The sequence below is a fragment of the Enterobacter sp. 22499 genome (genome assembly GCF_052044815.1).
Classification (GTDB): Bacteria; Pseudomonadota; Gammaproteobacteria; order Enterobacterales; family Enterobacteriaceae; genus Enterobacter; species Enterobacter bugandensis.
This window is the reverse complement of record NZ_JBQENR010000003.1, coordinates 284,567-297,770: the sequence shown is the minus strand read 5'-3', so window position 1 is coordinate 297,770 and position 13,204 is coordinate 284,567. Positions and strand designations below refer to the sequence as shown.

The 13,204-nt window shown below is 48.4% G+C and carries 11 protein-coding genes and 2 pseudogenes; all 13 read right to left on the bottom strand.

Translation table 11 applies throughout. The annotated features are described in order from the left end of the window. Position 1: 1 nt before the first annotated feature. A complete protein-coding gene (locus tag ACTJI7_RS12605) occupies positions 2–442 on the bottom strand; it encodes a DcrB-related protein (RefSeq protein ID WP_028013471.1) in 441 nt (146 codons plus the stop codon). Between the two features lie 73 nt (positions 443–515). Further along, positions 516–1,592 carry a hypothetical protein gene (locus ACTJI7_RS12600; protein WP_440669380.1) on the bottom strand — a complete coding sequence of 359 codons (1,077 nt, stop codon included), beginning with the start codon at positions 1,590–1,592 and terminating at the stop codon, positions 516–518. A gap of 3 nt (positions 1,593–1,595) precedes the next feature. Continuing rightward, a complete protein-coding gene (locus ACTJI7_RS12595) occupies positions 1,596–2,150 on the bottom strand; it encodes a hypothetical protein (RefSeq protein ID WP_072252725.1) in 555 nt (184 codons plus the stop codon). A 75-nt stretch (positions 2,151–2,225) separates the two neighbouring features. After that, complete coding sequence (locus ACTJI7_RS12590; protein ID WP_059355731.1) at positions 2,226–2,738, bottom strand: hypothetical protein; 513 nt, start codon at positions 2,736–2,738, stop codon at positions 2,226–2,228. Then, complete coding sequence (locus ACTJI7_RS12585; protein WP_440670022.1) at positions 2,719–5,259, bottom strand: type VI secretion system Vgr family protein; 2,541 nt, start codon at positions 5,257–5,259, stop codon at positions 2,719–2,721. The genes ACTJI7_RS12590 and ACTJI7_RS12585 overlap by 20 nt, the downstream gene beginning before the upstream one ends. 157 nt (positions 5,260–5,416) lie before the next feature. Continuing rightward, positions 5,417–6,517: pseudogene (gene tri1, locus ACTJI7_RS12580) on the bottom strand (ADP-ribosylarginine hydrolase Tri1). Between the two features lie 36 nt (positions 6,518–6,553). Then, positions 6,554–6,925, bottom strand: a complete 372-nt coding sequence (locus tag ACTJI7_RS12575; RefSeq protein WP_048958537.1) for an immunity protein Tsi6 family protein — start codon at positions 6,923–6,925, stop codon at positions 6,554–6,556. Positions 6,926–7,013: 88 nt separating this feature from the next. Then, positions 7,014–8,081: pseudogene (tri1, locus tag ACTJI7_RS12570) on the bottom strand (ADP-ribosylarginine hydrolase Tri1). A gap of 25 nt (positions 8,082–8,106) precedes the next feature. Next, entirely contained in the window at positions 8,107–8,457 is a 351-nt protein-coding gene (locus ACTJI7_RS12565; protein ID WP_045261346.1) for an immunity protein Tsi6 family protein, read from the bottom strand. Positions 8,458–8,805: 348 nt separating this feature from the next. Continuing rightward, positions 8,806–9,879 carry a hypothetical protein gene (locus ACTJI7_RS12560; RefSeq protein WP_136485535.1) on the bottom strand — a complete coding sequence of 358 codons (1,074 nt, stop codon included), beginning with the start codon at positions 9,877–9,879 and terminating at the stop codon, positions 8,806–8,808. Between the two features lie 22 nt (positions 9,880–9,901). Continuing rightward, the gene (locus ACTJI7_RS12555) at positions 9,902–10,336 is read right to left on the bottom strand and encodes a hypothetical protein (RefSeq protein ID WP_028013479.1); all 435 of its coding nucleotides are present in this window, start codon (positions 10,334–10,336) and stop codon (positions 9,902–9,904) included. Between the two features lie 24 nt (positions 10,337–10,360). Then, positions 10,361–11,416, bottom strand: coding sequence for a PAAR domain-containing protein (locus tag ACTJI7_RS12550; protein WP_024909805.1), 1,056 nt, complete (start codon positions 11,414–11,416; stop codon positions 10,361–10,363). Between the two features lie 22 nt (positions 11,417–11,438). Continuing rightward, the coding region (locus tag ACTJI7_RS12545) for a type VI secretion system Vgr family protein (protein ID WP_440670292.1) at positions 11,439–13,204 on the bottom strand (1,766 nt) is incomplete at its 5' end.

Below are 13,204 nucleotides of genomic sequence, written 5' to 3'. Positions count from 1 at the left end.
CTTACACATTCCGGTTGTCGTTTAGCGTCAGACTCTGCTTAAGCGCGCTCCAGCGCACCTCGTCCTCTTCGGTAAAGGCTCTGAGTGCCGAGAGGGTAAAAATCATCAATACCGGTTTGCCCGGCGTCTGCACGGCCAGCTGTTTTTGCCACAGGCGCTGCCCGTTACGGTCAAAGGTGGTCTCGACTTCCAGCCCGTTAATTTTTCCATCAGGCCCGGCTTTTACGCTCCGGAATTCGCTCTGGGCGATCTCACCCATCTGAGGACGCAGCACATCCCACTGGCGGTGAAATTCTTGTTCGTAGTCGCTGCCATCGGGAATCACGCCGCGGCTGACCACCACGGACAGCCCGCTTTCGTCATCGCGAATGATGTTCATGCTGTTATCCTGCCAGGCAGCAGGAAATAGGGAAAACGAACCTTCCTGGAGGGTGTATTTCATAAGTGAACTCGGGATGATTAATATTGAGAGAAACAAAAGAGGCCAATCCATGCTGACCTTTTGGCTGGCTGTTTTATTTAAGCCACTGACCTGACTGTTCGACTAAAACATGACTGCCTTTGCTGACAACCAATTTCACAGGTGCATACGTCACGGTATAAGCGATCTCGCCATTCTTGTACGTTGAGCCGATTATTTTACCTGCGGAGTCGTGTAACGTTTTACCCCTTAAGGAGATCGTACTGTTATCGCTTTTGCGCACGCCGAGATAAACCATCTCGTCACATTTGCTCTCAAAATGGCCGCATTTGTTTATCAGCGAAATAGCGAATTTATCGGTGTCCAGTTTTCTGGTTTCCGCGTTTTGAACCGAAGCGGCTTTACGTAACGTATATCGCAGCGGAGCATAGTAATTTCCTTTTTGAGGAGGAGTAACTAAACGCCATTCCATTTCACGCCCCTTTATTTCCAGAACAGCCCGTCCACCTACGCCGCCAAATGATGAGTTGAACTCAACGCTGGCACGATTGCCAGCGATCGTACCGCTAAGATTTTGCTCATCCTCTTCCGGGCAATCTATGCGGTTTCCTCTCTTGGAGATATAGCAATAAGAGCCGATGATCCGGTTGTCTGATTCAGCTAACCGCAGGGTTAACGTCGAGTCGTTCTTGTATTCGCCAGCCCACTCCCCGTCAAATACGAGTTTTGATTGGCCGAACGTTGCAAAATGCATCGCATTAAATCTGGCTGCCCACTGCTGAATATCGGCATGAATAACCGGGCTATTATCAGATGACTGGTAATGAATAACGTCCGACGTCGGAACCACCCAGGCTGCAAAGATTTTGCCGTCAGGATTGATGACCAGCGCGGATGCATTCTCCTGATAGAGATCTTTTAACCAACCTTCAACAAACAATCCGCCACCTGTGGTGGTATGCGGTTCACCGAAGACATCAAAGTTATCAATAAAGGTCTGGTAATGATTTCCCAGCGTTTTCCTGAGATTGTCTGTCACTTCGCTGTCGTTAACGATGTGACTGACCGTATCGAGCTTATTATATTGCGATAATTCAAGCGCCGTTGTGGTTTCAACGACGCCTGTCAATAACGCCGTGAACAAAACGACTGCCAGATACTTTTTGGTCATAAATCACTCTGAAGTACCATTTTCGTAATTCATTGTTATTTTTACAACCTTACTGTCTTTAAGCTCAAAAGAGAGCAATTTCTTTCCCAATTCATAGGAAACCCACTGCTCCCCGGAATCATTTTCGACCTGACCACTGCCGTAAGCTTTGTTAAGTTCATTTATTGTTGAACCAATATGGATCCCGCGAACTGTTTTGCCATCCGGAGCAGTTAACGTAATCTGCGCCACAATATAATCGTCAACACTTCGCTCGGTTTTATCCCACCGGAGATTGGAACTGAATATTTTTAACCCAGTCTTCTGATGCTGGTAGAATTTATAGTTCGTTCCGTCAAAAGGAACTTCACCGACAAAACTACCTTCCACAGAAACTGCAATTTTACGCGCAACCTCAGGAGTCCATCTCTCACCCAGTGCCACAATCTGGTCGTTTAACTGCAGAGAAAAATCATCTTTAGCCAGAATGCGCGGCATAGTCTGAGCCACTACTTCATAACTGCTCAGAAAGGTAGACATGAGGGTAAAAAAAAGAGAGACAGAAAGGCGTTTTTTCACGTTAATCGTCATTTGCTGGATAAGTATTGTGCTACTCACTACTTTAAAAAGCAGTGAGTAATGAAATAAACATTTTTAGTCAGCGCTAATAGCGACCCCACCCAAGCAGTCAGGTTTTTTTACCGTGAAACTGAAGCTTATTTTTTGTCCATTCATATCCTTTGGCGCTGTATAACTGGTCACTTCGTTCTCTGAACGGCCTCGTGGATAATCAGTTAACGTCAGTTGCGGATAATGTTTTTTAACAGTGTCGAGAGTGATGCACTGGCCGGACGGTGAAAAATTCAGTAACGGTGCCATCCCGTCACTTTCTTTACTTAAACGTAAATCAATTGCAGTAATGTTCGTTCCATCCGCCAGTTTGATATCGTCGGCATTGTAGAAATTGATATATTCATTTTGTTTCGTTAGCTTGAATGACAACGGAGCGTTATCCAGACTGTTAACGGACAATGTTTTGAGCGATGCGCTCATTTCTGCAATGAACTGCCAAAGATCCTGTTTCTGCATGTTACCTCCTGCCATTCCCGTCGTTAATAAAGCCGCAAGCACCGCACCCGTTTTTAGACTATGGATAATTTTTATCATACCAACCGCCATAATAATCTTCGTAATATTGCCCTGTGGTAGACGTTTGTTCGCCTTTGCCAAAGATACGGCCTATCTGCGTACGCGCTTCACTTTCCTTTATAGCCCCACGTTCGAGAGAATCATAGATACGATTATATTGTGTCTGATTTGCCGGATTGCCTGCAATACCTATATCCCCACCCTTGTTGGCTATGATTTCGCGTTGGACCCGGATATTGTTCAAGGTTGCAGCGCCTTCATCACTGAGTGTGCTGTTGAGATAGGCGTCGCGCGAAGAAAAATCAATGTTGGGTTCATATAAAGCGTGACCACTTTCATGTGACAGAGACTGAACGACTGCATTCGGGTTACCGAGCTCATTTTTATCAACGGTAATAACGCGCTTTTGACGATTGGCAAACGTCCCCTTGCCTGCTTCACCTTCTTCAAATGTCCAGCCTCGTTTCTTTAACGTCGCTATGTCATTTTTCATCGTCGGTGATTTATCGACAAGACTATCTACATCCTTTCCATATCCGCTTGAAGGAACATTGGATGCTGGAGGCGTAGCGTTTTTAGAGGTTTCGGCAGGTGCGCTGGCAGCTACACCAGCCTTACTCTCCTTTCCCGGCGTAAATTTCGCCTGCACCGCCGCATCAATATCCCCTTTATGCCCAGAACCCGGCGCCGTTGTGCCCGGCTTGGTTCCCGAGGTATTCAGGTGCAGCTTACCGCCCGTGGTGATATAACCATCCCCTTCCACGAAGAAGTTAAACTCTTTGCCGATCAGGTTAATCTTGCCGTTAGCGTTAAGCTCTATGGCGCTTTCACCTGAGACCAGCCGCAGCTTCGTCCCGGATGCAATAACATACTGCTCGACCGCCGCATCCAGCTTGCCTTTCCCCGTCAGGATCTCGGTGCCACCTTTCACGGCCTGCGTCTGGTTCGCTTCTACGCGATGCAGCTCATTTTTCTTCACGTAATGGCTGCGCGCCCCGCCGACGCTGTGCGTTTCATCATTTTTAACGCTGGTATCCATGTTGCGCTCGGCCTGGATCCATACCTGTTCTGCACCCGCTTTATCCTCAAAGCGCAGGGCGTTGGCGTTGTCCACGGAGCCCCCCTTAGAGCGGCTCATAAAGCCCATCTGCGTCGCCGCAGCCGGCAGCGCCCACGGCGGCATGCTCGCGTCGTTATACACGCGGCCGGTAATGATCGGACGGTCCGGGTCGCCGTTGATAAAGTCCACCACCACCTCGTCGCCGACGCGCGGGATCTGCACCCCGCCGTAGCCCTGGCCCGCCCACGCGCTCGACACGCGAACCCAGCAGGAGCTGGTGTCATCACCCTTCGCCAGCCGGTCCCAGTGGAATTTCACCTTCACCCGGCCATATTTATCCGTCCAGATACTCTCCCCCTTCGGCCCCACCACTTTCGCGGTCTGCGGGCCGTAGGTGCGCGGCCAAGCCGTGCTCTGCGCCGGACGGTAAACCACCGCCGACGGAATGACCGTGAAATCGGTACGGTGTATGGTCTCCCCCTCGCCGCTGGCGTAGCGGTTCTCCTCGAAGTGGTAGCCCGCCGCCGTCACCAGATACTCCCCGTTGTCGCTGAAGAACGGCGCGTTGGTTAACGTGAAGGTGTGTCCGGGCGCAATCCCCGCCGCCGTGGCGGTGGCCTGAATCTGCTGATGCTCCACCTGCCAGCGCTCCTGACGGATACGGGCATAGAACTCCCCGTGACCTTTGTCCACAAAGCGACCCGGCCAGTCGTACACGTCGATGCTACCCGGCTTCGGCGACGCCGGGTTCTGCTGGGCCTGGAAAAGCCACGCGTTCGGCTTGCGGAAGTCATAGTCGTCGAGGCTGTAAATCCCCGGCGTCACGCTGTCCTCCAGCGCCCACTGGCTGATGCCCTCTTCGTCCGTGCTGCCGCCTGACGGCGTCTGGTGGTACGGGATGACCTCGTAGCCGCTGAATGGCTGATGCTGCGTCGCGGCGTCGGTCAGCACCAGGGTGTGCTTGTCCGCATCGTGGCTGAAGTGATAGGCGATCCCCTCCAGCTCCATCAGGCGGCTGATGAAGTCCAGGCTCGACTCCTGATACTGCACGCAGTAGTCCCAGACCCGGTAGCTGCCGGTGAGCTTATCCTCAACGTTAACCTGATGTTCGCCCAGCAGGGTTTTCACAATCTGCGGCACAGTCTGGCCCTGGAAAATACGCAGGTTGCGGTCGCGCTTCATCGGCCACAGGTCCGGCTCCACCGTCAGCTGGTACACCGCATAGCGCGTGCCCGTCAGCTCAACGGCGCTCACCGCCACGCGGGTAATCTTGCCGTTAATATAGCGGGACGTCAGCAGGCTCTGCGTCGGGATGGTCACCGTGACCGGCTGGCCCAGCAGCTTACTGCGGTCAATGCGCGCGTCCGTGCCGAGTACGGTCAGCGTCAGCGCGAACGACTCGGACATCGCCTCGCGGCCCGTCAGTTTCCAGAACAGAAGCCCCTCCACCGGGAGCTGAACGGTAATTCGGTTGAGCATAATCATTATTCCACTATGGACTAATCTCAGTGCCAGAAGTTAACTCATTTCAATACGCAAAGCGTAAACGCTGCTGGTTTGATAATGAGTAGCTGTAAGATTGACTTCTCATGCCACAAAAAAACCACTTTTCCTGAATTTTCAGCGAGATAAACAGTTACAAGAAAGTGTCTTCAGGGGCTCTATCGAACAATTCACCAGCCATTTTGGCGATACGTTCATGTTGTACGAGTTTATTTTTCCACTCCTGCGGAATAGCTGAATAACCATATAATGCTCCCGCTATTTGTCCCGCCGTTGCCGCAACGCTGTCAGCGTCATCGGCAAGATTGGCAGCCAGCAGAATCGCATCCCGGAAATTATCAGTATTCCATACGGACCACATCGCGGCCTCAAGCGTATCGATTACATAACCACTTGAACGAATCTGATCGCGAGTTTTTTGCTTATATTCACCCGCGTTGATAATCATTACACGTGGCTGAAGCGGCATGACATGCGGAGAAAAAATAAAATCTTTATTGCTACCATTAATCATATGCACAAGCAAATAACTTAAATACTGAGTGCTATTTATTGCTTCCGCGGCACCGTGTGTTGCGATACTTTGTTTTTTTGCTTCATAAAACGATTTGTTTAATGATTTTCTAAAAAAAATTGAGACAGGTGCTTGTCTGATAATGGATGCATTACCTGCAGTTTCTGGCGCAGTATTACCGCTCCACCCGGGACCAACAGTTAAATATTGCTCTAAAGCAAATCGAGTTGTATTACCTATATCAAAACAGATGCCATTTGAACTGTTATAACCATGCTGATACCAGTCCAGAAGCTTATTCCTGAAGCATATAGTATCAGCATCACCTTTCTCAAGAAGCGTTTCCGCAAGACATAATGCCATGGATGTATCATCCGTCCATTCACCTGCGCGGAGTCAAAATGGCCCACCACCTATCATATCTTTGACATGTGCTTTGTCACGAGGTAAAAATTCAAGCGTTGTACCTACGGCATCTCCAACAGCAAGACCAATAAGCGCACCGACAGCACGATCCCGTGATTCCGCGAGTGAGATGTTACATTGTGGTGTTAAGTCTCATTGTTTTTGTACATCGCAATCAAAAGATGATTCTAATAGTTTATCATTATATTTATACTGCATCTTCTGCTGGACTGAAAGACTGCTAACAGGTAAGTACTTACGATATATATCTACATATTTTAACAATACATTCAAATTAGCATGTAAGTCTATCACCATTCACCCATAATAAAATATTTTTAATATCAACCCCTAAAATTCATCAGGATATTTCATTTTAAGATTATGTTGTTTCATTCTGTAATTGGCATCAACCTCATGCGGCAGTCTAACCTTTAACCCTCGGCGGATTTGATCCACAATAAACCAGGCATCAGACAACCTTTCAAAAAACAACTCATCAGAGTTATCGAACTCCTTCACTGCATACATACCGAACGTCATTTCCCATAATTTCGCTTTATCCTTTTCCTTGCCTTCAATTAAATCCCATAGAAATAATAATTGTTGTACAATAGAGTCGTACATTTGTAAAAGCGGAGAGTGAGGATCCTGATTTTTGACCTCAGCATATCTCTTTTTTGCTAAAATTAATGCCTTTTCAACATAACCAAAGATTGTCATTTTATCCTTTGCATGGGATTTAGTTAAATTAAAGCATCACACCAGATTGAAGTCATTAGATTCCACCGTTTATCATTGGCAATTCTAACTATAAGAAATTATCCTCAGGTGCTCTATCGAATAATTTACCCGCCATTGTAGCTATCCGTTCGTGTTGTACGAGTTTGTTTTTCCAAGCCTGCGGAATACCGGAATAACCATATAATGCTCCCGCTAATTGTCCTGCCGTCGCCGCAACGCTGTCAGCGTCATCGGCAAGATTGGCGGCCAGCAGAATTGCATCCCGGAAGTTGTCAGTATTCCATACGGACCACATCGCGGCCTCAAGCGTATCGATAACATAACCACTTGAACGAATCTGATCGCGAGTTTTTTGTTTATACTCACCCGCATTTATGATCATTACACGCGCGCACAGTGGGAAAACATGAGGGGAAAAAGCTTCTTCTTTTTGATAACCGTTAATTAAATAGTGCAATACCAATCCGAGAAATTGGCATGCGTTAATTGACTCTACCGCGCCATGCGTTGCTCGACTCTGAGCCTGGGATTAGAAGTAAATCGCACGCAGCGATTTTCGACGAAAGATAGACACCGGTGCTTGACGAATAACCCCAGCATTACCAGCAGTGTGTTTCTCTGTATTACCATACCAGGAAGGTCCGACACGCATATACTGTTCAAGTGCGAATCGCGTCGTATTCCCGATATCGAAGCACCGACCATTACTACTATTCTCTCCGTCAAGATACCATTTCAGGAGATATTTTCTAAGCACATCGGTGTGCATTCTGTTTTCTGAAAGATAAGTCTCTGCCAGACATAATGCCATGGACGTATCATCTGTCCATTCACCAGGTTTTAATTGAAAAGGTCCCCCACCAATCATATCCGCTACATGTTCACTGTCTCTGCGTTTAAATCCAAGAGTAGTGCCAACTGCATCTCCAACAGCCAAACCCACTAACGCCCCAAGTGCTTTATCGCGTGAAACATCTTCATTTGTGATTAAAGGTAATATTTCATCCCATACATGAGAGGAATTTGAATCATCAATGCTGCTTCTTATTACCTTATGAACATTAACTGGCATGTAGTTACGATAACGATCGGCATAATGATTAATTACTGAGTCTTCGCTGTAAAGATCTATCATCCCGCACCCTTTAATCAAACGTTGTTTACCACTTGCGATATCGTTTTTGCCTTTTCAAATACTCAACGTCTTGCTCATGAGGGAGAATAAACTTCAATCCTTTTCCCATTTGCGAAGCTATATAATTAACATTGGACAAATGCTGAGCAAGTTCTGCATCGGTTGTATCAAACTCTTTTGACGCAAGCACTCCAAGATTTAATTTGTGCAATTTACTTTTATCTTTCTCAGACCCCGTTAGAATAGACTTAATATAGTCCAACTGATTCTTCGCCATAACATATAAAGAAAATGTAGGATTTTCATCTAATCGATGATTAATTGCATCAATAGCATCATTGATATAATCCAGCGCGGTGTAATTTTCTTTACTCATGAGTCACCTCAAATACTGCCCTGGCGATGGCCTGAACCTGCGGATGCTCCACTTCAACCTGTTACACAGCATAGTGCGTGCCCGTTCTCTCAACGGCACCGTTCGCCACATGGATAATCTTGCCGTTAACATAGCGGGATGTCAGTTTTCAGAACAGAATATCCACTCCCGCGAGCTGAACGATAGTTCAGCTGAGCATGATTTTTTATTCCACGATGATCTGTTCTCAGTGCCTGAAGTTAACTAATCCTCAGAACGAGGGCGGTTATGATATTATTTCTGTGAAACAAAAAATAAAACCACATTTCTATGGTTTTATTTAGATGGCCATGAATTAACTTTGTCAGCTCATCGTTTTTCTATGCGAAACGTAGAAAGAATGATTTCCATGCATCGTTTATTGGCTTCGTAATAATAATCCTGATGATTACGATGAGGCCCAACCACCTCAACGTAACACCACAAATCATTCATTTTAAAGATACGCATATCGTAATAAGCCCTGATATTCTCAGCAGCACTGACTACCTCTCCCGTACAGCTATAAAGATCGCCTGTAAATGAGGGATTGATATCATTTGGGATGCTGGCAATGTCCGATGTCGTAAGAGAGACCGCACTATCGTGGCGGTTAAAGCGCGCAATTGCTTCATCGAAAATAGCCTGCGCAGCGGGATAATCAGCCTGACGGAAAAGACAGAAATTAATCACTCCATGGTTGACGTTACCTATTGTGTGTTCAATTACCAGACGATTATCATCCAGCGTATTCACCAGCCATGAATCCGGAATTTTAAATCCACTGTCATTTTTGTTGCTAAGGCTGACTGTTTTCAACAGTTCTGAAAGCATCAAATTGCTGCGATGCAGTAAATCCCAGTTGATAGCAATCAGGAAAATAGTATCGGCAATCGTGTTGTAATCTTTCGACGCACAAGCCGTTTTCAAAAGGAAGTAATTTCCCCCACCATTTACAGGATTATAATCCTTCTGCACCGTATATCGTGAAACGACCTCATCACCCGATGGCATCGTTTTAATGGACAGGATATCCGCAAACTTCCCGCTTCCTGAAGGATGCGTAATTATTCTTTGGCTCAGTACTTTCTCACCCATTAAATCGAGCTTATTTATAAGCCAGTCTGACGCATTCATCTCCCACTGACAGTGTTCATATGCAGCCCAGACTTCAATATAGGGGCCGGTGTCATCGGCGATGTATCGTCCGATATTCGTCAGCCCAACCTCCTGAAATGTGATCGGCTTTAACTCTGCTGGCTTAACATTCTGGGGTAACAATAGCCAGTAATGAAGCATCTCTTTTTCTGCAGAGGTATAGAGACATTTCCAGAAGTTTTCCCGAATCTCTTTTTCCTGATCCTTCATCTCAAGAGGGAAAAAATATTGTTTTTCAGCAACCATAATGCAACCTCACTCGTCGCGCTTACTTAAGCCATAAACCCGAAAACATAAGGAAGCTTCCGAGGGTAATTAAGCTTTTAGCAAAGATAAGTAAGCCAGGCGCCACGGCACGTGTCATAGACGATAATTTTTCATAATTTTCCGCGTTGTATCTTTTGTGCCCCCCCATAATCCCGGAAAATAACGTGCAGAGCAGCACTACTGTGATCTTTAATCCCCAAACACACAAGAAAGACATGGATAAGATGATCGAATAATGCTTGGCCGTTGCGACGGAAAATAATGACATTGACTGAGCAAGCCATTTCAACGTAAAGCCAATGACGACCGTAGCCACTAAAACTAGAACGAACATTAACCCCGCAAGGAGCCATTGCTTTTTGTTAAATAAATCTTTTCCATTCCAGATAAGCGCTAGCGTCCAAATCATAAAGACTATAAAGAAAAACCAATGCATCACAACGTTCCCCATTTACACATTTTAATCTCCTATCAGGACTGTAACACAGCCAGTCTTAATCACACCATCGCCACTGCCCGCCGCTGGGGACGGCTTACTTTCATCATCGTCATAAATCCAGTCAAGGATCGGTTTGAGAGCAAATTTGATACTGGCATCCCCTCCCAGACCGAGCGCCGCTGCAAGCTCACCGGACACCTTAAGGTTAAATGAATAATCAGTGCTATCAATCCAGGTTCCCACGCCTGCAGAAGCGCCAGCGCTCCCTGCACTCCCTGAAAGTTTGCCATCGGCAACGACTACGCCATAAAAATCGGCTTTAGCCGTCGCCTCTCCTTTGACCGCCGCGGCTTCTGCGCCAAGTTCAACATTAAAACCATAACGCCCTTTATTTCCGTCATATAGTTCACTGACGGCCTTCGCTTCAGCGGTTGCCAGGTATACATCCCCACCGACGCCGCCGTATTGTTGCCCTTCTTTTCCAATGCTTCCCGAGGCGCCATATTGTATTGCGGTGGCGTTTGCATTGAGATTAATCGCCCCGTAATCAGCTCGATCGGTCACTAACGTGCCGCTGGCAGTCGCCACCCCTACTTTAGTACGTACCTCGCCTTTATATTTATCCTGACTTTTTGTATTCCCGACCGTGATATCGGCAAGTGCGAATCCGGCTGAAGCCGTATCGGGTTTTCCAAAGCCGGATTTATCTTCAAGGCTTGCATAGGCGCCAAGCACACGGGCGTCGTAAACATCACCATGTATAGCACCATCTTTACCCGCATCCTTCGCCGCCGTTCCGCCCCAGTATTGCGGAGGTGCGGGTTGAGTGGATGCGACCGCAGGGGTCGCTGAGGTATTGCAACCCGTCTTGTCACCTTCCCTGGCGAGAGGCAAACCATTCACAAATACCGTTGTTGAACCACTGAGAATACTTCCCTGACCATGTTGGGAGCATGAAAGCGGGTCGCCTTTTCGTGCTGCCGGAAATCCGCCAATAATTACGTTGGGACTTCCGCTTTGAATTGGGCCAGTATGTGCGCTGGAATCAATGCGCGCTCTGGCGGCTGGTTTTCCCATAATAGCGTTCTCTGTACGCAGATTAACTGTTAACTTTTACAATCGCGCCCTTAATATCGGTAAGGTTAGTTCCCGTTATACTCACCGTATCATTTGCTTTGAGCTCGGTATTGATCCCATCACCTAGTCTTGTAAGCTCATCACCTTTGAAGATGGCTTGTTCCACAGCCTCTGCTTTGAGGTTGCCTTGGCCTACGTGAATCTCAATGGTATCCGGGGCGATTAGAATATAGTTGTCTTTAACTTTGAGTTTAATCGTGGTCACAGATTCCAGCAGCGCGTTACCTTCTTTATCCATGGTCAAGACGGTTTGATCTTTCCCAACGTTTATAACGTGCTTGTTACCAATATTATGCGTTTCATTATTACCTACATCTGATTTCAGGTTCCGCTTAATCGTAATATTCTCATCCTGTCCGATGGTTTTTCTACGATCGACACCGACATCATGAGTTTCAGAATTTTCAATATCCGTATCCATATTTTTTTCTGCATGGATCCAGATCTGCTCGTGCCCGGCTTTATCTTCAAAACGGAGAATATTGGCATTGTCTTTATGGCCATCTTTGCTGCGGCTATAAAAGCCCATCTGCGTCGCCGCAGCCGGCAGCGCCCACGGCGGCATGCTCGCGTCGTTATACACGCGGCCGGTAATAATCGGACGGTCCGGGTCGCCGTTGATAAAGTCCACCACCACCTCGTCGCCGACGCGCGGGATCTGCACCCCGCCGTAGCCCTGGCCTGCCCACGCGCTCGACACGCGAACCCAGCAGGAGCTGGTGTCATCGCCCTTCGCCAGCCGGTCCCAGTGGAACTTCACCTTCACCCGGCCATATTTATCCGTCCAGATACTCTCCCCCTTCGGCCCCACCACCTTCGCGGTCTGCGGGCCGTAGGTGCGTGGCCACGTCGTGCTCTGCGCCGGACGGTAAACCACCGCCGACGGAATGACCGTGAAATCGGTACGGTGTATGGTCTCCCCCTCGCCGCTGGCGTAGCGGTTCTCCTCGAAGTGGTAGCCCGCTGCCGTCACCAGATACTCCCCGTTGTCGCTGAAGAACGGCGCGTTGGTTAACGTGAAGGTGTGCCCTGGCGCTATCCCCGCCGCCGTGGCGGTGGCCTGAATCTGCTGGTGCTCAACCTGCCAGCGCTCCTGACGGATACGGGCATAGAACTCCCCGTGACCTTTGTCCACAAAGCGCCCCGGCCAGTCGTACACGTCGATGCTGCCCGGCTTCGGCGACGCCGGGTTCTGCTGGGCCTGGAAAAGCCACGCGTTCGGCTTGCGGAAGTCATAGTCATCGAGGCTGTAAATCCCCGGCGTCACGCTGTCCTCCAGCGCCCACTGGCTGATACCCTCTTCATCCGTACTGCCGCCGGACGGCGTCTGGTGGTAAGGAATGACCTCATAGCCGCTGAACGGCTGATGCTGCGTGGCGGCGTCAGTCAGCACCAGCGTGTGCTTGTCCGCATCGTGTCTGAAGTGATACGCAATCCCTTCCAGCTCCATCAGGCGGCTGATAAAGTCCAGGCTCGACTCCTGATACTGCACGCAGTAGTCCCAGACCCGGTAGCTGCCGGTGAGTTTATCCTCAACGTTGACCTGATGCTCGCCCAGCAGGGTTTTCACAATCTGCGGCACAGTCTGGCCCTGGAAAATACGCAGGTTACGGTCGCGCTTCATCGGCCACAGGTCCGGCTCCACCGTCAGCTGGTACACCGCATAGCGCGTGCCCGTCAGCTCAACGGCGCTCACCGCCACGCGGGTAATCTTGCCGTTAATATAGC